Here is a 21,354-nt window from a genome sequence, read left to right as displayed (position 1 = left end):
CGCCATATTCTGGGCGATTTACGGTATCCGGCACTACATCTGATGCAGCGGTCTAAGCAAAGCGGCAAATAGGCTAATCAGCTTAGCTAGCTTACTGATCACGCTGGAAAAGCAAGCCGGATTTTTTCAATTATCCGGCGCATTGCCGCTTCACGCTGCTTTCTATCCCGCCTGCTTGCCGGTCCGGCTGAGTGAGCCCGCCTGGGAACGTGGCGGGACAGCGGCAGGCGAGGCATTTACCGCGGCCTTAATCTGCTGGTCATAATGACTCTCTAACACTCTGAAGGTCTCCTGCGCTTTAATCTGATAGAGCGCGTCGGAGGGATGAATACAATCCGGCGACATCAGCGTTTGCCAGTTTTTAATTTGCTGAATGCGCTGATACTGAGGAACCAGCGGCACATTTTCGTCCCGCGTCAGGCGGTCGATTTGCGCAACATAAGGCGCAACGTTCCACTTTTCCGCCCGGCCGCACAATGGATGAGGCTCCTGAACAATCACCGCTTTCCCGTACTGCTGCGCCACGCGGATCAGCTCAGACATGATCGCCCGATATTGCAGCGGACTGACGATATAGTCAGATTCAGTATCATTGAAGTGATAGTGGCGGGCGTCATTGGTGGCGAAGTTGAGCAGGATAAGATCTGCCGGCGAGGCGGCCATCTCTTCACGCCAGGTTTTGTTATTGCGGTAAAAATTGCGCCCGTTCAGCAGATCCTTCGACTGCGCCGACAGCGCACCTTTATTGATAATCTCTACCTCAGTGCCATATCTGGCCTTCAGCATCTGGTTTAACTGTGCAATTTCATTATTGGGTGTGAGGGTCGCCCGCAATTTACCGTCTTTTCTGACTGCCATCGCGCCTTTGGTGCTGGAACCGCCATAGGCTTCAATAATAAATTTATCCTCCTGCTGACTGGCAAGCGCAACGCCCGCAGATAAACAGAACGCGATGAAAACAAGCAGATGACAAAAAATATTCTTCATTGAGCATAACTCTGGCAGGGCGAATTGAAAAAGATTATCAGCCAGAGTTCACCCGCTGCAAAATTATTTTGCCGTGTCGCCGCTGCGTTATGCGGGTTAAATCGGTATTGCGCAGAAAAAATCGCCAATAAGCGAAACCCGTGGCGCTTATTGATTATCTCTTCCGATGTCCGCCCGCGAAAAAAAAGCCGATTCGGCGACGAATAAACATCAGTAAAACGCTTACTCACTGCACATTTTTTAACCCTATGTTAAGCGAGGCTTTACCCGGTTCGCGGTTTAACCCGCATCCGGTTGCCCGTCCCGCAAGGGCTGCGCCAGAATGGGCGATTAAAAGCAGCAGCAGTGCGTGCTATTCTGATAAAAAAGTGACGCTAAAAAACGGCCAGGCCGGTTTATCATAATTTAACGATCAACAAAAAGGGCATACTGGCGGAATTCTGAAAAGTGTGGCGCAATATGTTAATTAACCTTCAGAGTGATATTCTGCCGCTGTCACTTCATACACTATCGCTTCGTCATTTATTAAGGTAATAAAAATGACTACACCCGCTTTTTTATCGAGCCGGAATATCGGCCTCGATTTTCTGCGTGCTATCCTTATTCTGGAAGGTGTTTTATATCATGCCGCCCGCAGCCTGCCTGGTGGCAATAGCTGGTATTACGTCGCGGATAAAAACCCGTCGCTGATTTTTAGTTCACTGATTGAATTCATCCATACTTTCCGGATGGAGGCGTTTTTCTTTCTCTCCGGCATGTTCTCCGCCATGGTTTTTTTACGCAAAGGCCAGTCCTTTTTCTTTGAGAACCGTCGCAAACGCGTGCTGGTGCCGCTGCTTGCTGCCTTTGCTTTCATTCCCGGCATCATGTACTGGCTGAGCTCGACGATAAAAGGGGTCGATACTTCGGCCAGTGGACTGCTGGCAGCCTACATGCAGTTGCACCATCTGTGGTTCCTGGTCTCGCTGTCGGCCATCTCCTTTTTTGTGCCCGCCCGCCTGTACCAGACGCTGGCGACATTTGCCCGCCGCCTGCCCTTTCCGCTGTGGCTGGCAGCCCTGATAATCGCCGCCAATAGTCTGTTTGTGGTGAAGTTCGCAGTTAAAGATCTGGGCGAGCTGATCACCTTAATTCCAGTGACCGCACGTTTCTGCGTTTATTACGCAGCCGGCTATGCGCTTTATCTTAATCGTGATGCGATTCCGCAATTAGCGAAACATCCACTGCTGAATACCGCCTTTGTCACGCTGCTGGCGATAATCTGTTATAGCGCTTTCTTCCTGACGATGAAATTTAATCTGCAGGGAGTAGCGAAATATATTCCGGTACTGCTAAGCAGCGTCTTTTCGGTGATCTTCTCTTATTGGGTGATCTTCTTTTTTGAAAAGCTGCGGATGAAAGAGAGCCGCATCGTGAACACGGTGGTTGATTCCGCGCTGGTGGTTTATATTCTTCACTACCCTATCGCGATTGGCTTTGCCTGGCTGCTGGACGATTACCTGCCGGATAATTATCCGGTCAGCTATGTGCTGATAGTTACGGCAATTGCTTCAGGATTGAGTGCATTGTGCTATATGCTCATCAAGCGTAATAGTTTCCTGTCGACACTTTTTGGCCTGAAAGCGAAGCCGGCGAAAGCGCTGGTTTCGGTAAGCTGAAATCGTGCTGTTGCTGCGAGCCGATAATAGCGTAGCGATAACCGCGTAAATACGTTTCGCTCCCTCGCTGCGTTTATTTCTCTGCTGGCGCAATTCTGCGCCAGCTTTATTGATCCGCAAACAACACCTCTGCAATCGACATCGTGATACCAGAAACATTTTGAGAAAAAATTTCAGTAAATAATGCGCTGAATCCACCCTGGGTTGGTTATTTGTGTACCAGACTTACAAAAATAACAATACAGACCATGTGGAGCATTATGAAAGAGCAAAATCGCACAACCGGGATTGCCCCTTATGGTGGCGCTGCAGGCGGCTGGGGCGCACTGAAAGCGGTTGCCGATGCCATTCGCGGTCAGATGTCAGTCAAACAGGATGTGATTGCCCTGTTCAAAGTGAACCAGCCACAGGGCTTTGACTGCCCGGGATGCGCCTGGCCCGACCCTCAGCATGCCTCTTCGTTTGAATTTTGTGAAAACGGCGCGAAAGCGGTGTCGTGGGAAGCGACCAGCAAACGCACCACGCCGGCGTTCTTTGCCGCGCATACGGTCACTGAATTATGGCAGCGCAGCGCATTGCACCTTGAAGGCGAAGGGCGACTGACGCACCCGATGAAGTATGATGCGGCCACCGACACCTACCAGCCAATCGAGTGGGAGACTGCGTTTAAAGAGATCGGCGAACATCTGCGCAGTTATGACGATCCCGACAGCGTAGAGTTTTACACCTCGGGCCGCGCCTCCAACGAAGCGGCTTTTCTGTGGCAGCTATTCGCCCGCGAATATGGCACCAATAATTTTCCCGACTGTTCCAACATGTGCCACGAACCGACCAGCGTCGGGTTGCCGGAATCGATCGGCGTCGGCAAAGGCACGGTAGAGCTGGAAGATTTTGACCATTGCGATCTGGTGTTATGCATCGGTCATAACCCTGGCACTAACCATCCCCGCATGCTGGGTACCTTACGTGAAGTCTCTAAACGCGGCGCGACCATCGTTGCGATCAACCCGCTGCGGGAACGTGGCCTCGAGCGCTTTACCTCGCCCCAGAGTCCGATTGAAATGCTCTCCCTCAGCTCGACCGAGCTGGCATCGACCTATTACAAAGTGCGGGTCGGCGGCGATGCAGCGATGCTGAAAGGCGTCATGAAGATCCTGCTGTCGATGCATCAGGAGGCGCTGAGTAAAGGCGAGCCCGGCGTCATCGATGAAGCCTTTATTAATGAACATACCGAAGGGTTCGAGGCGCTGAAGGCCGATCTGGAGAGCACCGACTGGCAGCACATCCTGAAGGTGTCGGGCATGGCACGTGAAGAGATCCAGCACATCGCCCGACTCTATGCCAGCGCTGAGCGGACCATCATCTGTTATGGCATGGGCATTACCCAGCATCAGTATGGCACCCAGAATGTGCAGCAGATTGCCAACCTGCTGCTGCTACGCGGCAACATCGGTAAACCCGGTGCCGGCATCTGTCCGCTGCGGGGCCACTCTAATGTGCAGGGCGACCGCACCGTGGGTATCACCGAGATCCCGCCGCAGTCGCTGCTCGACAGTCTGGAACGCGTTTTTGGCTTCCGTCCGCCGCAGAAACACGGCCACGGCGCTATTCAGGCAATACAGGCGATGCGTGATGGCAAAGCCAAAGCGCTGCTCTGTCTAGGCGGTAACCTGGCGGAGGCCATTTCCGATCCTCAGGTGACCTTCCCGGCGATGCGTAAGCTGGATCTGGTGGTACATATGGCCACCAAGCTCAACCGCTCGCACCTGCTGCTGGGCAAACATAACTACCTGCTGCCGGTTCTTGGCCGCACCGAAACCGATGTTCAGGCTACCGGCGCGCAAAGCGTGACGGTGGAAGATTCCATGTCGATGGTGCATGCCTCGCGCGGCTCACTGGAGCCGGCTTCACCGCACCTGAAATCTGAACCGGCGCTGGTGGCCGCGCTGGCTCAGGCCACGCTGCCGGACAGCGTGGTTGACTGGCGCGCCATGGCGGCCGATTACAACCGCATCCGTGATGCGATTGAAGCCGTCTTCCCGGCGTTTGAAAACTTCAATGAGCGGGTGAAAAAACCGGGCGGCTTCCGGCTCTATAATGCCGCTTCTGAGCGCGTGTGGAATACGCCATCCGGTCGGGCGCAATTCAAGGTGATGCAGGGGATTAATGAAGATCCGCGTTCGCTGAAGTGCCATGATCTGGTGCTGACTACGCTACGCAGCCACGACCAGTACAACACCACGTTATACGGCCTCAACGACCGCTATCGTGGCGTCACCGGTCGCCGCGACGTGCTGTTTATCAATGCCGAAGAGGCGGAGAAACGTCAGCTGCGCGTCGGCGATCGGGTCGATTTAATGGCGCTCGATCCGGACGGTAATCCGACCTCACGCCAGATGAAAAACCTGACGATTGTAATCATCGACATGGCTCCCGGTTCGGTCGGCGCTTACTATCCCGAGGCTAACGTGATGGTGCCGCTCGACAGCCATGATACGCAGAGCGGTATTCCTGCCTATAAAAGTATCCCGGTAACCATGACCAGGGTAACCGACGAGACGACAACCACCTCAGGCATACTGCGTTAACGCTGTGGATTGAGGCCGCGCCGTCACTGCAAAGGTTGCCTGAGACTCAGGCAACCTTTTTTATGAGCATAATTTCACCGTCTCCCTGCCGGGGGTACAACACGATCAGCAGGCTAAGATATAAGTTTCACTAACCTTATGCGTAACATTTTATTTCATCTGCAACGCTTGCTGCTTCTTCAACCGATGTTAAACGTACGCCTGACATTTAGGCATTCCGTGCCTTTTTCCCGCTGGCTGGCCGGCTGAAATTATACCCTGAATCAACATGTACCATTCTTCCGACGCTCCGGAAATGTATCAACCGGGCTTACTGGTTTGCTCCGCCGCCGATCGCGTTACAAGTTTGTTAAACGCCGTCTTTCTTCTCTGTTTATAACGGATAGGCAGCACCTATTACCATCTTTACTCTATTCACAGCGGAAGGAAGATTGCCGATGACAACGTTAAGCAGACGACGCTTTATGGCCTTTGCCGCCGGTGGCACCGTGGCGCTGGCCGCGGGTCAGGTTCATGCCCATGATAATCAGGTCACAGCCTACCCGGCCGGTGCTAAACCCGGCGGGCGCGATCCCGGCCCGCATGACCCGATGCGCGAAGCAGAAAATCCCGACCTGGTTGATCCGCCCGCAACCGACAGCGGCACCTTACCTAACCTGCGTTACAGCTTCAGCGATGCGCACGTGCGTAAAGGCAGCGGCGGCTGGACGCGGCAGGTGACACAACGCGAGTTAGGTATCTCCACCACCATTGCCGGGGTCGATATGCGCCTCAACGCTGGCGGCATCCGCGAACTTCACTGGCACAAACAAGCGGAATGGGCCTACATGACCTACGGAACGGCGCGGGTGACCGCCTTCGATACTCACGGCGGCTGGTTTGTCGATGATATCGGCGTCGGCGATTTGTGGTACTTCCCGCCCGGCGTGCCGCACTCCATTCAGGGGCTGGGACCGGATGGCTGTGAATTTTTGCTGGCCTTTGACGATGGCGGATTTGATGAGGACAGCACCTTTCTGCTCTCAGACTGGTTTAAACACATTCCGCCAGAGATCCTCGCCAAAAACTTTCAGCTCCCGGTTTCTGTCTTCTCTCAGCTGCCGTCGCCCTCAGACGAATATATTTTCGCCGCTACGCCACCTGACCGCGCCGCCTCCGACAGCGTTCAGGGCGGCACCCGATCCACCCTGCGTTTTACCCACCGGATGCTGGCTCAGGATCCGTTAAAGGCACCTGGCGGAACGGTGCGGATTACTGACAGCTCTAACTTCCCGATAGCCCGGCAGGTGGCCGCGGCGCTGGTCGAAATCGAACCCGGCGGGCTGCGCGAGCTGCACTGGCATCCCAATAACGACGAATGGCAATACTATCTGGAAGGCGAGGGCCGGATGGGCGTATTCGCCTCGTCAGGCCAGGCCCGCACCTTTGATTATCGCGCTGGTGATGTCGGCTACGTGCCGTTTGCCATGGGTCATTACATCGAAAATACCGGCAAGGGTCCGTTACGCTTCCTTGAGCTGTTTAAGAGCGACTATTACGCCGATATCTCGCTCAATCAGTGGCTGGCCAGTACGCCACCGGAACTGGTTAAGCAGCATCTGCATCTGGACGATAGCTTTATGGCAGCCCTGTCGCAGAGTAAACGCCCGGTCGTCGGCTAAACGCAATGGCCGGCTTTCCGGCCATTATCAACGGCGTCTTGTGGTAACCCGTACCAGCGTCTCCTTTAACCCTTCTGCCCGCCTGCCGCTGCCCGCGGTTATCTCTGCATAAAGCATTCGTCGTGAAGCCACCGCAGCGCCAGAGTCGTATACACTACACAGCGGCGCATTCCGTGAAAGTTCGCGGTTTATAACGCACATTCTGGTCTTATTTCTTGTGCTGACCTTCAGCGCTCAAAGGGAAGATTGCTATGTTTCACCTGATTTTCAGCTTACCCAGCTGGTACGTTATTGCGCGCGTCATTGTTCCCTTATCCCTGCCGCTGGTCGTCAAAATTCTGTGGTCCATGCTGGTGCTGCTGGCTTCCCAGTATCTGCTGATCAGCCGTTTCACCTCGGGCGGCATTTTCTCGGCTGAGATGCCGCGGATCGTTATTATTCTGTTTAACTGGGCTTACAGCACCGTTCTGTTGCTGGCGCTGACCCAGATGCTGATTGACGCGGTGACGCTGGTGGCCCTGCTGCTGCGCCATCCGCTGGAACTGGTGCCCGGCGTACGCTATCTGGCGGTGCTGTTCGCCATGGGACTGGCCACCGTCGGCGTTTACCAGGCGATACGGGTGCCGCCGGTCAAAGACCTGACGCTGGTGATCCCTGACCTGCCGGCAGAATTTGATGGCTATCAGCTGTTACAGCTGACAGATTTACATATCACGCGGCTGTTTAATGCGGCGTGGAGTGAGGCCACGGTGGCGAAGGCGATGACGCTGGGGGTTGACCTGATCGTGGTGACCGGGGATGTGATTGATGGCAGCCTTGAGCATCGGCGCGCCGACGTCGCTCCGCTGCGCGACCTGCAGGCGCCTGATGGGGTATGGGCGATCACCGGTAATCATGAGTATTTCTTTCATCAGGCGATCTGGACTGAACATCTGGCTTCACTGGGACTTCAGCCACTGCTCAACAGTCATACGGTGATCGAGCGCGGCACGGCGAAGCTGGTGGTGGCCGGTTTGCCCGACGCATCCGCACCGGCCAGGCAGGCACAGGGGCCCGATCTGGCCAAAGCGCTGGAGCATGCGCCCGCCAATGCGCCGGTGATCCTGCTGGATCACCAGCCCCGTAATGCCCGCCATAACGCCGCGATGGGCGTTGATCTGCAGCTGTCGGGCCATACTCACGGCGGTCTGATCGTCGGACTGGACCGGCTGTTTGCGAAACCCAACGGCGGCTTTGTTTCCGGTCTCTATCAGGTGGACGGAATGCAGCTCTATGTCAATAACGGCACCGCGCTCTGGCCGGGCATGGCGGTTCGGCTGGGCCGCCCGTCAGAGCTGACCCGCATCACGCTCAGACGGCAACCCTGATTCACCCGGTCGGGCCTGCTGCGGGACACAGCCGCAGCAGGCCCGGCAAGAGTGATTAGCCGCCCTTCACCACCCGCACACGGTGGCAATCTTCCGGCCCCAGCGGCTCTCCGCTGGCGGATACCACGGCCAGCGGCTGCAACGGCTGTTGGTCACGGTTATCCCTCAGTACCGAATGGGTCTCGCCTGGGGTGAACATATTCTGCTCACCCCACTGACGCATCGCCACGATAATCGGGAACAGCGCGCGTCCGCGTGCTGTCAGCACGTATTCGCTGTAGGCGCTGCCGTCAGAAGCGGGACGCAGATCAAACACGCCCAGCTCCACCAGCAATTTCAGACGTGCGGCCAGGATATTTTTCGCCAGCCCGAGGTTTTTCTGAAACTCGCTGAAGCGGCGGACGTTGTCGAACGCCTCGCGAACGATCAGCAAACACCAGCGCTCACCCACGGCTTCCAGAGTGCGGGCTACCGGGCATTCACTTTTTAACAATGCGGTTTGCTTCGCCATCTTCTCTCCTGCTCTGTTCTGCTTACGTCTGAGTATACCTTAGTGCGGTAATCTGGTTGCTAAAAAAAACCAAAACCGTTAATAATGGCCAACCTGGTTTTAATTTGAAACCAAATCCGCAGGAGGTAAAAATGGCTCAGCCCGACAGCACACCCCGTTCGCTGGTATCAGACGGTGACCGTCTGGCCTCATCAACCCGCAGCAAACCGGTGCCGCTGAAACTGGTGATGCTGCTGGGCGTAACCTGCGCGCTGGCGGTGGGCAACGTCTATTTTGCGCAACCGCTGCTGACCGCCATGGCGCAGACCTTTGCCGTCTCCGCCGGTTCGACAGGCGTGGTGGTAACCGCCACCCAGGTCGGCTATGGGCTGGGGCTGCTGTTTGTCGTGCCGCTGGGCGACCTTTTTAATGGCAGGCTGCTGATTGTCTGCCAGCTGCTGATGCTGGCACTGGCCGTACTGCTGGTCAGCCTTGCCCCGGACTTTTATGCTTTGCTGATCGCCATGAGCCTGGTCGGCCTGATGGCGGTGGTGGTTCAGGTGGTAGTGGCTTACGCCGCCTCACTCTCTTCTGCGGCGCAACGCGGTCAGGTGGTCGGTATGGTTACCGGCGGAGTGGTGCTGGGAATACTTTTAGCCCGACTGACCGCTGGCGCAATCGCCGATCTCGCTGGCTGGCGGGCGGTTTATCTCTCTTCTGCCGCGCTGCTGGTACTGCTGGCCGCGATCCTCTGGCGAACCGCGCCCGGCCAGAGCGTGCCGATGAAAAGGCCCGCCTGGCGAACGCTGATGCGTGCCTTCTTCCGGCTATTTTTGGATGAGCCGCTATTACGGGTGCGCGGAATCCTCGCCATGCTGATTTTTGCGGCTTTCAGCGTGTTCTGGACCGCCATGGTGCTGCCGTTAAGCCAGCTTCACTTTAGCCATACCGAAACCGGATTGTTTGGCCTGGCGGGTATCGCAGGGGCGCTGGCCGCCATCCGGGCCGGACGCTGGGCGGATCAGGGATATGGCCAACGTACCACCGGCATCGGCCTGCTGCTGCTGACGCTCTCATGGCTGCCGCTTGCGTGGCTACATCACTCAATCTGGCTGTTTATCGCCGGGGTGATCCTGCTCGATTTTGCGGTGCAGGCGGTACACGTCAGCAGTCAGAGCCTGCTGCTTCATGGCCGGCCCGACGCAAATCACCGGCTGATCGCTGCCTATATGTGTTTCTACTCTGTCGGTAGCGCCCTCGGGGCCAGCGCCGCCACCCGGGTCTATGCCGGCTGGCAGTGGCCGGGAGTCTGTCTGCTCGGCAGCGCCATCAGCCTGGCGGCACTGCTGTTCTGGTGGGCGACTTTACGTCCCTCTTCTGCTGACGCTCACTCTCCTGCAGGATCGATAAAATGAAAATGCACCATCTGCTGCTGGCGGTAGTGATCACCGCAATCTGGGGAATTAACTTTTCAGTGATTAAACTGGGGCTGAAGGAAGTTGATCCCTTTGTCCTTGCTGGCATTCGCTTTCTGTTGTGCGCCCTGCCCGCGCTGTTTTTTATCGCTAAACCCGCGGTGAAATGGCGCTAGCTGATCGGCTATGGGCTGGTATTCGGCGTCGGCCTATGGGGCATGGTCAATCTGGGCATCCGGCTCGGATTGTCTGCCGGCGTCACCTCGCTGGTGCTGCAATTCAGCGCGCTGTTTACCCTGTTACTGGGAAGTTGGGCGTTTCGCGAACCGCTGTCGCGCTTTCAGTCGGCAGGTATCGCCATTGCGCTCACCGGTTTGTCGTGCATCATTTTTCTGACCGATGGCTCTGTTTCAGTGCTCGGGCTGGGTTGTGTGTTGTTCGGCGCTATCGCCTGGAGCGTGGCCAATATCCTGTATAAGAAAGCGAACAGTCATCAGGTATTCGCTTTTTTAATCTGGTCGAGCCTGTTCGCCCCGATCCCGTTATTCATTCTGTCTTATGCTGTTAATGGGCTGAGTGGCTTTCACGGTTTACTGACTCACGCCCATGGGACAACGCTGCTGTCGATCCTTTTCCAGGTCTATCCCAACACCCTGTTCGGCTATTGGGTCTGGAACGCCTTACTGAAACGCTATCCGGTTTCGACCGTCGCGCCGCTTTCGTTGCTGGTGCCGGTGTTTGGCTTACTGGGATCGTTCTGGATTTTCGACGAGCAGCTGTCAGCGCTGAAACTGGCTGCACTGCTAATTATTGTCAGCGGTCTGACGATCGGCCTGTATGGCGCGCGACTGATGCAGGCGTGGCGTGGCCGATTCGCATCATAATTCACCCATTCCCAGCCGGGAGAGAAGGAGTTCAGCATGATCAGGCTATGTACCGCCTGTGGCACCGCGTATCAGCCACCGCACAGCCCGACAGATCGCTGTAAAATCTGCGACGACCCGCGTCAGTACGTGCCTGCAGGCGGACAGAGCTGGATCGATTTCGATCAGCTGACCGCGCGCCACGCCAATAAATGGACGGCGCACGGCGAGGCACTGCTAAGTATCAAAACTGTGCCGAAATTTGCTATCGATCAACGGGCGTTTCTGCTGCGCACGCCGCACGGAAACGTATTGTGGGACTGCATTGCCAATCTTGACCAGGCGACCCTGGCGCTGGTGAACGCGCTGGGTGGCCTGCACGCCATCGCCATTTCTCATCCGCACTACTACACCACGATGCAGGAGTGGGCCGCCGCATTTAACGCACCGATATATCTGCACGATCGCGATCGCGAATGGATTGTGCGTGACAGCCCGCATCTCAAACTATGGCAGGGCGACTCATTGCCGCTGCTGCCTTCACTGACGCTGTTGCGGCTGGGCGGCCATTTTCCCGGCGGCTGCGTGCTGCATTGGGCCGAAGGTGACGGCGTGATCCTGGCGGGCGACATTCTGCAGGTCACGCCCGGGGCGCATGGCGTTTCATTTATGTGGAGTTACCCGAATATGCTGCCGCTCCCGGCTGCCGCGGTGCAGCGCATAATGCAACGGCTGGCGGGCGTGACGTTCGGGCAGGTTTACGGCGCATTCGAAGGTCAGGATATTCGCCAGCAGGCGAAAGAGAAGGTGATGCGATCGGGGCAAATCTATCTGGACTGTCTGCAGGACCGCGACGGGTAACCGCAGAACCGGGATAAACAGTGGCCAGCTCATTCGCCGAGGAAGCAGACTGTTCAAGCAGTATCGCATTTTGCTGCGTTGCCTGGTCCATCTGGTTAACCGCAACGTTGATTTGCGCAATGCCACTGTTTTGTTCTTCTGACGTCGCAGAGATATCAAGCATCAGCTGATCGATTCGCTGCTCCGCCGCCGGCTGTTTTGCACTATCCATCATGCTTTGATGACGATACAACGCAATGCCGAGCTGATTGGTGGCACTGATCGATTTGTTTAAATCACGGATGCTGGAAATCGCGTTCACCTGCACATATTCAAAACGAGACTGGAAGCCCGATATCACTGATAAAGAAATAATTACCTGCACGATCAGGGACATTGCAAGCAGTGAAAATAGCGATACCAGTCGCTGTGTAATAGTCATAGGTGCTCTCTGTGTAATAGATTAAAAAAAGAACAAGGTGATTAGCTGAATCGATCTTATCTGCGCTGTTTAACCTGACTTTAATTAATTCCCGGTACTATATTTTTTTATTATTACTTGCAAGCCGTGCATTCTGAACGATGCAACGCGGATGATTTAACCGTTATTTATGCCGGAAGGGATACATTATTTTACATCTGCGATTATTGATTTTTTTCTCAGTGCCACAATTAATCTGCCGGGCGTGAGAGTCTGTGCAGCAGTAACTTTCTGGCCCCTGATGATTAGCCCGCTTATTGTGCAATTTTAATTTGGGTTAGCGGTGTGCGGAATTTCTCACAGCGAAACAATATTGTCTGCCAGTGCAGTCAGCAGCCCTGCATTTGAGGGTGATTTTCAGCTTACGCGCCACAAGGCATAAAAAACTCACGGAGGATGGCGGCTGAATTACATCAGAATATCTGATCAAAAAATGGGGGATTCTTTTAGTCACTCTGAACAACAGGCCGGTAATCAGGGCTGATTCTGTCAGGACCAAATTAAACCGGTGATCGGGCTGGCATTAACAGAATAGTGGTCTATGCTCACTGGCCCGACCAGGCTCAGGCCAGGTCCACAGCAATAGCGTTTACAATAAAAAAAGGAGTCATTATGGATTTAGCCACTTTTGAAGCAAGAACCGGCCTTTGGCCACATATGCAATTTACCGATGTGGAATATGAAGTGTGCGGCGATCGTGTCGAGATTTATGCCATTGATGTCAGCCGTCAGACCAAAAGTAAGCTGTTCATCTGCCGCGTACTGAATGAGCAGCAGGCAGAATCGCTGACCGCCCAGTTTAAAGAGTGGTTACCTAAACTGCGGCTTAAAAAACGCAAAGTGGCGGTGAACCTTGCACGTCTCAATTGTGAAAAGAGTTATCCCGCCAGCCTGAATCGTCCGGTCGCGCACTCAGCCAGTCGCCAGTTCTGATCGCGGCGGCGGCCGTCTCTTCAGCCTGATCGCTAGCGGTCAGGCTGGTCGGACACCTGAATCGCTGTTGCCGCAAAGCCTGCCGTTAGCGCTGTTTCCGACAGCTCGAACAGCCGATAGTCACCTGACTCAATCGAGATGTCACGAAACAACGTAATGTGGATCTCTATCCACTGATTAGCGGCCCGCAGAGTATGCGGCCGGTTACGCCGTTCCAGTTCAGCGACAAAATCACGGGTACTTACCGTCCACCTGCCATTGCCGCCGCGGCGCATGACCTGATGGAACGCGCTATGAATCTCATCTGACTGTGGCATTCTTCTTTTCTCACAGAGACTGTATAGATAAACAGTATTACCGATCGCCAATCTGATCAAGCGGCTTCTCTTTTTCGCTGCTTTATTGCTGGTTCTGAAAGGTCTTTTCCTGCCTCTGTAACACTCCAGCCTCTGCTGGGACGCCAGACCCCTGCCTGACGCGCCTGATCGGGGAAAAAGGGGTGCGCCTGCCCCGAGCGATTAATTTTATAATCCTTTAATTTTATTGATTTTTAATTAATTCGCCGCTGAGCACATTCCGCCCGCTGTTCTCCGCTTGCCTTTCTGCAGCGGTGACTTTAAGCCAAATCTTAGAAAACGTTTTCATATAAGCGTAACGCATTGATAAGCAACAACATCACCCACCCTTCGCTTTTTAATCATTTGATATCTAATTAAAAAACTGAGTAAACGTAACGGCAAAGCTGGCGGTTTTGCCCTATCTTTAAATGGCTCTGTAACGAAATCCACTTCATTTACAGAGTGATCTAACTCCTACCCTTGCCCCCTTTTACCGGGGGCTCTTTTTTGCTCGCCGGTTATTTCCGCTGGCTCAGATGTTATTCCACAATACAGGCCTTATCTCCCGCTTCGCTATCCGCTGAAACGTGCTGAATCGTCGCCTGATTGCGGGGATTAGCACGTGCAGAATCAAGTCAAATGCGCATTTAACGATCGATATAGTTAGGAACGGTTATTTATTTGTAACGTTATAATTCAACAATCTGAGTTATTGCCGAAATCACGGATGATATTACGTTGAAAGTAATGCAATTTTTCCTTAATACCGTTTCGGCAGTTTTTTGGCGTCTAAAAATTAGTCAGTAATGGCGTGGAAACTGTCGATAAAAAAGCGTAATAATCCCGTTAACACCCTATTAACCGGCGCCTCACCAGGGAAGCCGTCAACCAATAAAAAAATGTTCTGCCCGTTTTCTTGCCCCTGCCTGTCTGGCAGGGGCTTTTATTTTTCACGGTGTTCCCGCCGTCTCCCGCTAATGCTCTGCCAACAAAACTACCGTTGCCTGTGTGGATAGTGAACCTCTGCCCCGATACTGACGCAAACCATGCGCCCAGCAGAGGCATGAATACCCCGCTGTTGTACCGCTAACCGCTAACCGCTAACGACGCTGTGCTATGGTTGCAAAGCCAACACCAGCCATGTGAGTCCGCCTATGCTTTCCACCATCATTTACCGCAGCCAGCTGACGTCCTGCGTCTCGTCTGAGAGATTGCAGGCGCTGGTCGATCATGCCGGTTCGAAAAATGCGGCCATTCAGGTGACCGGGATCCTGTTATTTGATGGTCAGCATTTTTTTCAGGTGCTGGAAGGCACCATGGAGGCGGTTCTCACTGTCTACCAGCGCATCAGTCAGGACGATCGGCATTTCAACCTGATTGAATTAATGCGGGATTACGCGCCAGCCCGCCGCTTTGGCCACGCCGGTATGGAGCTGTTTGATCTGCGCGACTACCAGGACAGCACCGTGGTTGATGCGCTGCTTAGTCGTGTCACGCTGAATGCCGAGCGGGTGAAAGGCGATCGGGTGGTGAAATTTTTACGTTCGTTTGTTGAAGGGCGCGATAAAGAGACGTTTATTGCGATTGACCCGGCAGATGCCTGGCAACTGATCACTCCGCCATCAGCGGAGGTACCGTTAACTTATCGCCCTGCCCCCGGCCAGCCATGTGAGTTTGCGTTACAGCCGATTGTCGATGTCGCCAGTCGCCGGATTGTCTCCTGTGAAGCGCTGATCCGCGGCCCGCAGGGTGCGTCGCCAGCAGACTACTTTGCCACGCTGCCTGAAGAGATGATCTACCAGGCCGATCTCGATTCAAAAAACTATGCGTTTCAGCTGGCTCGCCACGTGGGCATGCAGCATCAGACCCTGTCGGTCAACCTGCTGCCGATGTCGCTGGTGGTGATTGAGCATGCGGTTGATCGACTAATCCGGCAGATCACCCGACAGGGTTTACGTCCTGAGCAGGTGGTGGTCGAGGTGACTGAAGATGAAGTTATTTCGCGCTTTGATGAGTTTCAGTTTGCCGTTCAGCAGCTGAAAGCCGCCGGGATCAGCCTGGCGCTGGATGATTTTGGCGCGGGCTTTGCCGGCCTGTCGCTGTTAGCGGATTTTCAGCCGGATAAGGTCAAAATCGATCGCAAGCTGATTATGGATATTCACCGCAGTGGTCCCCGTCAGGCCATCGTGCTGGCGATCCTTAAATGCTGCAACGCGCTGGAAATCACCGTCATTGCAGAAGGCGTAGAGAAGATTGAAGAGTGGCTGTGGCTGGAAAGCGCCGGCGTTCGCTATTATCAGGGCTTCCTGTTTGCCCGGCCAGCGCTTAATGCCATTCCGCCGGTAAGCTGGCCTGAGCGGCGTCTTCCGGGATAATCGACTCTTTTTCCGAACTTTGACCTGGCTCACACCGCTTCGCTGCAAACAGCAAAGGCTGTGCCAGGCTTAATCCACCCGCAGGCATAACGCCTGACCGGTAATGATTTAGTCCCCTGGATAACAGCCTTAAAGTGGAGGTTCACCATGAACGAAGATCGCATTGGCGGTAACTGGAAGCAGTTCAAAGGTAAAGTTAAGGAAAAATGGGGCGATCTGACGGATGACGATATGACCGTTGTTGAAGGGAAGCGCGATCAGCTGGTCGGTAAAATTCAGGAACGCTACGGTTACGAGAAAGATCGGGCCGAAAAAGAAGTGAAAGAGTGGGAAGATTCGAACAAATACCGCTGGTAATAGCTGTTCTCGCCGGGCCACGTCGCGCCCGGCACGTCATCTTCCTCCACCTGCTGCACGCTTTTTTCTTCATTCTGCCTTTATCCGATAGTCGCTTAATCTGTCTGCAATTCTTATGGAAATGATTGTTTCTTTATTCGGTTACGGCGCGCATACTGCCGGCGTCATCCCTTTCAGCGGGATCTGAATCCCCTCCGGAAATTTATCATGCCCCAACACTCTACCGACACGGTCTGCGGCCTCGTCGGTGTTCTGCCTGAGACGCTGCGCCGCTGGCGACGTGCCGGACTCATGACGCCTCCTGGCCCGGCCGGTTATTCCGACAGCCAGCTAACGCGTGCGCTGTGTGTGCGCGACATGACCTCGGATGGGCATACGCTTTTTGATATTCACACCTCGCTTCGCTGGCCTGCACTTAAGCTGCAGGGAGGCTGGGCCTGTCGGGAAGAAGAGTTGTTGCAGCTATTACGGCATGACGCCGATGACGACATCACACGTGAATTACGCACGATGGGCGCGAACTACAGTGGCGATGATTATGTGAATCGCTATCTGCGACCGCTAAACCTCTGGCTACGTAGCGACGCCAGTGAAGGGGCAGCAGCACGTCAGCAACGCTTCCACTCTGCGATTGTCACCCAGTGGCAACATCTGGCGCTGGCTGCCCAGCGGCGTAGCACCGTGCCGCTGTTTCTTGAGGCGGTGAGCGTCACCGATGAAACTGAGATCTGGATGGAAGCCATTCGACTGAATGGACAGGGATTTCGGGTTGAGGTGGCTGCAATTGCGTCTGGCGAACCCGCCGTGGCGCATCACCGGTTTGAGCACCACCTGATGTGGTGCAGTGATGGGATCACTCCGCTGATGAACGCGGCGTATCAATCGATGCTGGAGGCAGGCAAACCGGTGATGCTGACCGGAACCGACACCCGGCTCAAAGCAGAAGCAGAAACAACCCTGCTGGCTGCCAGCGCCTGATCCTCGCCCGCTGCGGCAGCGTCGTCGGATAAACCTCCGGCCGGATCTGACGATCAAAAAGGCGGAAGGCCTCCTGAGCCGCCTTCCGCCATACTGTTTAGCTCCCACCGCTTATTCCTGATGTTCCAGCGTCCGGGGTGCCCCGCCAACCTCAATCGGAATACGGCGAGGTTTCTCGCTTTCCGGAATTTCCTGCAGTAATCCTACGTTCAGCAGGCCATCTGCCAGGCTGGCGCCGGTCACTTTCATGTGTTCAGGGATCGAGAAGCTCAGCCGGAAATCGTGACGCGCGATGCCCCGGTAGATCCAGCCGCTTTTCTCATCTTTCGCCTCCTCAGCCCCGTCGGATGCCGTGGTTTCTTTCTTACCGGCGACCGAAAGGCGTCCGCCGCTCAGTTCGATTTCAAGCTCGTGCTCTTTCCAGCCGGGCACGCTCACCGTCAGTGCGTAGCGGGCATCGTCAAGCCGCTGCAGATCGTAAGCCGGTACAGACGCGACCTGACGGTCGCCGGTAAGCTGGCTGAACAGTTTATCAATGCGGCTGAAGCGATCTGATAACGCGGAATCGGCCAGCGATGGGAAGACAGAGATCTGATGTAAAGACATGGTGACAACCTCCTGAATAATGTTCATCCAAAAGCTCATCTGACCGGTTATCAATCGCCGGTCACTGGTATAAATAATGCCTTTCTCTGCGCTTTCAAGTCCCGTAAATAAATTTTTTATCCTAATAAAAGCAATCGTTTATTAAATAATATCGCCCGTGATGAAGCGCTATTTCTTTGAATGGGGAGCGAGGCAAAAGTGCGGATGTCGGCCGGCCAGCAGCAGCAGCAATTCATATTCGCCCTGACTTAACAGCGTCGGGTTTACTGCGGCTTCTTTGGTTTGCCAGACGCGCAGGCTGAGGTCGAAGCGCTCAGCGGCGCTCTGCTGAGAGAGTCCCGCAGCAAGACGAAGTTCACGGACATTATTCTGAACCACTACAGGCTGCTGGGAAGGACGATTAACCAAAAAAAACTCCTTTGAAATGAGTGACCCGCGCAAAAAATTCAACGCCGCTTTTTATCGAAAGCGAAGCGTTATGGACGCGGCCCGGATGTTTTGACATGAGAATAATTGACCATTTTAATTAAATGTCAAATGTCAGGCTTATCTTTTATGTGCAGTCAGTGAATAAGCGAAGCGGCTTAATCTGCCAGTAAATCGTCATTTTTCAGTTTTTTAGAATGTGTTATTTCCAACACCAGGAATTTTCCTGATATTTTCGCGTGCGTTAAATCAGGGATTATTCCGCTACTCTGCCTTCCCATCATTCATCAGGATGGTCGGTTTAACCTGAGGATAATTTTCAGGACCGATAACCAAACAAAGCAGAGGAGAATAAAGCGATGAAAAACCCTATTCAGCGGCGCGTACCTGAAGATCTGTCGCGGGTGGAGATACGAGAGCAATGGCAAATCACTTACTGGACTCAGGAACTGAAAACTACCCAGGAGCGGCTGACACGCGCCATCCGGGAGACGGGTCCGCAGGCTGACCACGTGCGTGACTGGCTGGAGAAAAATCCACCGCCGCGACAGCCGCAGCAGCCAAAAACGACTGGCAAGCGTTAAACGGATGGCCGCCGGAGCGTCAACGTCAGCGTCGTTCTTCCTGCGGTTTACGGCCCCGCAGTGAGGACGGCTGAGAGGGATAATTGAGATCAGTCTGGCTGCCCTGCTGGGGTTTTATCTGTTAATTTAGGATGTTACCCGCCCTGGTCCGTCAGGGCGCTGACGGTTTATTCGCTGAGTTTACTTTTTAACCATTAATATAATCCCAAATTAATTGTCTGCAGAATGAATGATAATTGATTATCAGTCGGCTAATAATCGTTAAGCCTCTTTACAGAGTATTGCGCCCTGACTGTGAAAATAAAAACGGCTGTCGATAAAATTACCGAATCGTAAACAGGCATGAAATGCGTTAAAGAAAATAGTAAGAGACACCCGCCGTCGAGTCACTTATCATCACTGTGAAAACAATAAATATGCGTTATTTCCTTTCGCCCGAACCGCACCTGGTTCCGGTCAGTTACCGTACAATTTCTCTTTTTATTTCGTGCCGTCACCAGACAGTACGAAGGACACACACAGATGCTAAAAAATTTAAACGGCGACGATGAACGCCGTACCCGTGCTTTGCAGGCGCTCAGCCGGCCTGACGAAAGCCGCGACGATGTCCTCAGGAAATTTGTCAGGTTAGCCAGCCAGGCGCTGAGTATTCCGAGCAGTTTTATTTCCGTGCTGGATGATGAATATCAGACGGTACGTGCAGCACACAATTTTGCCCTTGAGCGTTCATCACGCCAGGACTCCTTATGCCGTCACGTGGTCGACAGTGATAGCGCCGTTATCGTTCCTGATACTTATCTTGATGCACGCTTTGTTACTCATCCGTTAATTACCGGCGCTCCCTTTATTCGTTTTTATGCTGGCGTGCCGTTAAAAAACCGCGAAGGTATTATTCTGGGGACCTTATGCGTCACCGATACCCATCCCCACCCTTTTGGTGCCGATCAGGTCACTACGCTGAAATTACTTTCAACGCTGGTCATGTCGTTTCTGGAGGCGTGGCATTCCGCTGGCTTTGCCGATCCGGTCACCGGCCTGCCAAACCGTCAGCGGCTGATCCGCGATCTGCAATATCTGGCCGTGGCGGGCGATACCACGCCGCGCCGTCTGGTGCTGATTGATTGCATCGATATGTCACGCGCTTACGAACTGGCTCGCACCATGGGTATGGGGCCGGTTGAAAATCTGCTCAAAGATATGGCGACCCTGCTGCCGCTGCGCCTGCGCCCGGCGGTCGGTGAAATGATCTATACGGTTGCCACCGGCCGGTTCGCTATCCTGACCCGGGCGGACAGCCGCCTGAGTGCGGCGTGGGTCGCCGGGCGTCTGGAAGGGATCAGTGCCGATATGGACGAAGGATTGTCGGTGGCGCTCACTACGCATACCGGCGAAGCCGACTTTACTGCGGGCAGCGTGCCGGCGCCGGAAGTGCTCCGTCGCGCCGTCAGTGCGCTCAACGAAGCTGTGGGCCGGGGAGTGCCATCGCAACGCTTTGACGCCGCCACCGAAATGCAGCGCACCGAAGATTTCGTTCTGATGACCGATCTCAAAATAGCGCTGCGTGACAATATCGGGCTCTATCTGGTCTATCAGCCAAAAATTTGTCTGCACAGCGGTAAGCCGGTCGGGCTGGAAGCGCTGGTCCGCTGGCATCACCCCACGCGCGGCGAACTCTCCCCGGCGAGTTTTCTCCCGCTGGCGGAGCAAACCGACCTGCTGTCGACGCTGACGGCCTGGGTAATCGATCAGGCGGTAGATCGTCTGCGGCGACTGCGGAATAACTGTATCCAGCTGCCTTTAACCGTCAATGTCAGCGTGCGCGACTTCTCACGCGAGGGCTTTGCCGCTGCGCTTGAAAATAAAATGCTGAAGGCAAAATTGCCGACGTCGCTGCTGGGTATCGAGTGTCTCGAAACCGAACGCATTATTGAAAGTCCCACGGCGTTACGCGGGCTGGAAATGCTCAAACAACGTGGTTTTGGCATTTCACTCGATGATTTCGGATCGGGCTACAGCAATATCAGTTATCTGCGACGGTTGCCGCTTGATGTGATTAAGCTGGATCGTTCACTGATCAGTGAGCTCTCTTCAGATACCGCTTCCCGTATCATCGCCCGTAGCATTATCGCCATGCTGAAAGAGCTGGACTATGTGGTGCTGGCAGAAGGCGTCGAGTGCCCGGATGATGTGACCTCGCTGACTGAATATGGCTGCGATCAGGCACAGGGCTACTTCTACTCGAAACCGTTAACCGAAGAAGCCCTCAATCACTGGCTTCACTGGAAGCTACGCGGCGAATGCCGTTGAGGCTGGCACGGCACAGGTCCGGCCGGGAATAGCCAAAGCGTTGTCTGTAACAGACAGCGCTTTTTTATTGTCGGCGATCAGGCGGGGGAAATCAGGCGCC

General features: G+C 54.5%; 17 protein-coding genes and 2 pseudogenes. 13 read left to right on the top strand and 6 right to left on the bottom strand.

What is annotated here, in order from left to right:
• Positions 1-162 precede the first annotated feature (162 nt).
• Positions 163-987, bottom strand: a complete 825-nt coding sequence (locus tag ABIB18_RS19945; protein ID WP_354475389.1) for an SGNH/GDSL hydrolase family protein — start codon at positions 985-987, stop codon at positions 163-165.
• Between the two features lie 539 nt (positions 988-1,526).
• On the opposite strand from ABIB18_RS19945, the gene ABIB18_RS19940 reads away from it, so the two are divergent.
• The 4 genes from ABIB18_RS19940 to ABIB18_RS19925 all read left to right on the top strand — a co-directional run bounded on the left by ABIB18_RS19940 (position 1,527) and on the right by ABIB18_RS19925 (position 8,261).
• Positions 1,527-2,645, top strand: coding sequence for an acyltransferase family protein (locus ABIB18_RS19940; RefSeq protein WP_279810228.1), 1,119 nt, complete (start codon positions 1,527-1,529; stop codon positions 2,643-2,645).
• 260 nt (positions 2,646-2,905) lie between these two features.
• Entirely contained in the window at positions 2,906-5,233 is a 2,328-nt protein-coding gene (locus ABIB18_RS19935) for an FdhF/YdeP family oxidoreductase (RefSeq protein ID WP_069729892.1), read from the top strand.
• 437 nt (positions 5,234-5,670) lie between these two features.
• The gene (locus tag ABIB18_RS19930) at positions 5,671-6,894 is read left to right on the top strand and encodes a cupin domain-containing protein (protein WP_089562185.1); all 1,224 of its coding nucleotides are present in this window, start codon (positions 5,671-5,673) and stop codon (positions 6,892-6,894) included.
• A gap of 251 nt (positions 6,895-7,145) precedes the next feature.
• Entirely contained in the window at positions 7,146-8,261 is a 1,116-nt protein-coding gene (locus tag ABIB18_RS19925; protein ID WP_354475386.1) for a metallophosphoesterase, read from the top strand.
• Positions 8,262-8,316: 55 nt separating this feature from the next.
• Here the strand turns inward: ABIB18_RS19925 and ABIB18_RS19920 are convergent, their stop codons facing one another.
• Positions 8,317-8,772 (bottom strand): winged helix-turn-helix transcriptional regulator, encoded by a 456-nt coding sequence (locus ABIB18_RS19920; RefSeq protein WP_354475384.1) that lies wholly within the window; start codon positions 8,770-8,772, stop codon positions 8,317-8,319.
• Between the two features lie 131 nt (positions 8,773-8,903).
• Between ABIB18_RS19920 and ABIB18_RS19915 the strand changes: the two genes are divergently transcribed.
• From ABIB18_RS19915 to ABIB18_RS19905, 3 genes and pseudogenes are all read left to right on the top strand, one after another.
• Positions 8,904-10,166 carry an MFS transporter gene (locus tag ABIB18_RS19915; protein ID WP_354475382.1) on the top strand — a complete coding sequence of 421 codons (1,263 nt, stop codon included), beginning with the start codon at positions 8,904-8,906 and terminating at the stop codon, positions 10,164-10,166.
• Positions 10,163-11,050, top strand: a pseudogene (locus ABIB18_RS19910) (EamA family transporter). Before ABIB18_RS19915 ends, ABIB18_RS19910 begins: the two are co-directional and overlap by 4 nt.
• Positions 11,051-11,086: 36 nt before the next feature.
• Entirely contained in the window at positions 11,087-11,890 is an 804-nt protein-coding gene (locus tag ABIB18_RS19905) for an MBL fold metallo-hydrolase (protein ID WP_354475380.1), read from the top strand.
• Between the two features lie 162 nt (positions 11,891-12,052).
• Here ABIB18_RS19905 and ABIB18_RS19900 read toward each other — a convergent pair.
• A pseudogene (locus ABIB18_RS19900) lies at positions 12,053-12,311 on the bottom strand (methyl-accepting chemotaxis protein); the annotation flags it as partial.
• Positions 12,312-12,962: 651 nt separating this feature from the next.
• On the opposite strand from ABIB18_RS19900, the gene ABIB18_RS19895 reads away from it, so the two are divergent.
• The gene (locus ABIB18_RS19895) at positions 12,963-13,283 is read left to right on the top strand and encodes a hypothetical protein (RefSeq protein ID WP_354475378.1); all 321 of its coding nucleotides are present in this window, start codon (positions 12,963-12,965) and stop codon (positions 13,281-13,283) included.
• 32 nt (positions 13,284-13,315) lie between these two features.
• Here ABIB18_RS19895 and ABIB18_RS19890 read toward each other — a convergent pair whose 3' ends face one another.
• Complete coding sequence (locus tag ABIB18_RS19890; RefSeq protein WP_354475376.1) at positions 13,316-13,600, bottom strand: DNA polymerase V subunit; 285 nt, start codon at positions 13,598-13,600, stop codon at positions 13,316-13,318.
• A 1,175-nt stretch (positions 13,601-14,775) separates the two neighbouring features.
• Between ABIB18_RS19890 and ABIB18_RS19885 the strand changes: the two genes are divergently transcribed.
• The 3 genes from ABIB18_RS19885 to ABIB18_RS19875 all read left to right on the top strand — a co-directional run bounded on the left by ABIB18_RS19885 (position 14,776) and on the right by ABIB18_RS19875 (position 17,331).
• A complete protein-coding gene (locus tag ABIB18_RS19885) occupies positions 14,776-15,996 on the top strand; it encodes a diguanylate phosphodiesterase (RefSeq protein ID WP_279810235.1) in 1,221 nt (406 codons plus the stop codon).
• A 147-nt stretch (positions 15,997-16,143) separates the two neighbouring features.
• The gene (locus ABIB18_RS19880; RefSeq protein WP_031378202.1) at positions 16,144-16,353 is read left to right on the top strand and encodes a CsbD family protein; all 210 of its coding nucleotides are present in this window, start codon (positions 16,144-16,146) and stop codon (positions 16,351-16,353) included.
• Between the two features lie 207 nt (positions 16,354-16,560).
• On the top strand, positions 16,561-17,331 hold the full coding sequence (locus ABIB18_RS19875; RefSeq protein ID WP_354475373.1) for a MerR family transcriptional regulator: 771 nt from the start codon (positions 16,561-16,563) through the stop codon (positions 17,329-17,331).
• A gap of 111 nt (positions 17,332-17,442) precedes the next feature.
• Here the strand turns inward: ABIB18_RS19875 and ABIB18_RS19870 are convergent, their stop codons facing one another.
• On the bottom strand, positions 17,443-17,937 hold the full coding sequence (locus ABIB18_RS19870; RefSeq protein ID WP_031378204.1) for an Hsp20 family protein: 495 nt from the start codon (positions 17,935-17,937) through the stop codon (positions 17,443-17,445).
• 168 nt (positions 17,938-18,105) lie between these two features.
• A complete protein-coding gene (locus ABIB18_RS19865; RefSeq protein WP_031378205.1) occupies positions 18,106-18,345 on the bottom strand; it encodes a hypothetical protein in 240 nt (79 codons plus the stop codon).
• Positions 18,346-18,722: 377 nt separating this feature from the next.
• Here ABIB18_RS19865 and ABIB18_RS19860 point away from each other — a divergent pair, with 377 nt between their 5' ends.
• Positions 18,723-18,947, top strand: coding sequence for a DUF3606 domain-containing protein (locus ABIB18_RS19860; protein WP_031378206.1), 225 nt, complete (start codon positions 18,723-18,725; stop codon positions 18,945-18,947).
• 522 nt (positions 18,948-19,469) lie between these two features.
• The gene (locus ABIB18_RS19855) at positions 19,470-21,254 is read left to right on the top strand and encodes an EAL domain-containing protein (RefSeq protein WP_354475371.1); all 1,785 of its coding nucleotides are present in this window, start codon (positions 19,470-19,472) and stop codon (positions 21,252-21,254) included.
• Positions 21,255-21,354 lie beyond the last annotated feature (100 nt).

It is taken from the genome of Pantoea sp. UYEF8 (assembly GCF_040546285.1).
Taxonomy (GTDB): domain Bacteria; phylum Pseudomonadota; class Gammaproteobacteria; order Enterobacterales; family Enterobacteriaceae; genus Pantoea; species Pantoea brenneri.
The sequence above is the reverse complement of the archived record's forward strand: the minus strand, read 5'-3'. Positions and strand labels throughout refer to the sequence as shown.

Coding starts and splice junctions, on each gene's coding strand:
- ABIB18_RS19945 (WP_354475389.1), bottom strand. CDS start 987: ATGAAGAATATTTTTTGTCATCTGCTTGTTTTCATCGCGTTCTGTTTA.
- ABIB18_RS19940 (WP_279810228.1), top strand. CDS start 1,527: ATGACTACACCCGCTTTTTTATCGAGCCGGAATATCGGCCTCGATTTT.
- ABIB18_RS19935 (WP_069729892.1), top strand. CDS start 2,906: ATGAAAGAGCAAAATCGCACAACCGGGATTGCCCCTTATGGTGGCGCT.
- ABIB18_RS19930 (WP_089562185.1), top strand. CDS start 5,671: ATGACAACGTTAAGCAGACGACGCTTTATGGCCTTTGCCGCCGGTGGC.
- ABIB18_RS19925 (WP_354475386.1), top strand. CDS start 7,146: ATGTTTCACCTGATTTTCAGCTTACCCAGCTGGTACGTTATTGCGCGC.
- ABIB18_RS19920 (WP_354475384.1), bottom strand. CDS start 8,772: ATGGCGAAGCAAACCGCATTGTTAAAAAGTGAATGCCCGGTAGCCCGC.
- ABIB18_RS19915 (WP_354475382.1), top strand. CDS start 8,904: ATGGCTCAGCCCGACAGCACACCCCGTTCGCTGGTATCAGACGGTGAC.
- ABIB18_RS19905 (WP_354475380.1), top strand. CDS start 11,087: ATGATCAGGCTATGTACCGCCTGTGGCACCGCGTATCAGCCACCGCAC.
- ABIB18_RS19895 (WP_354475378.1), top strand. CDS start 12,963: ATGGATTTAGCCACTTTTGAAGCAAGAACCGGCCTTTGGCCACATATG.
- ABIB18_RS19890 (WP_354475376.1), bottom strand. CDS start 13,600: ATGCCACAGTCAGATGAGATTCATAGCGCGTTCCATCAGGTCATGCGC.
- ABIB18_RS19885 (WP_279810235.1), top strand. CDS start 14,776: ATGCTTTCCACCATCATTTACCGCAGCCAGCTGACGTCCTGCGTCTCG.
- ABIB18_RS19880 (WP_031378202.1), top strand. CDS start 16,144: ATGAACGAAGATCGCATTGGCGGTAACTGGAAGCAGTTCAAAGGTAAA.
- ABIB18_RS19875 (WP_354475373.1), top strand. CDS start 16,561: ATGCCCCAACACTCTACCGACACGGTCTGCGGCCTCGTCGGTGTTCTG.
- ABIB18_RS19870 (WP_031378204.1), bottom strand. CDS start 17,937: ATGTCTTTACATCAGATCTCTGTCTTCCCATCGCTGGCCGATTCCGCG.
- ABIB18_RS19860 (WP_031378206.1), top strand. CDS start 18,723: ATGAAAAACCCTATTCAGCGGCGCGTACCTGAAGATCTGTCGCGGGTG.
- ABIB18_RS19855 (WP_354475371.1), top strand. CDS start 19,470: ATGCTAAAAAATTTAAACGGCGACGATGAACGCCGTACCCGTGCTTTG.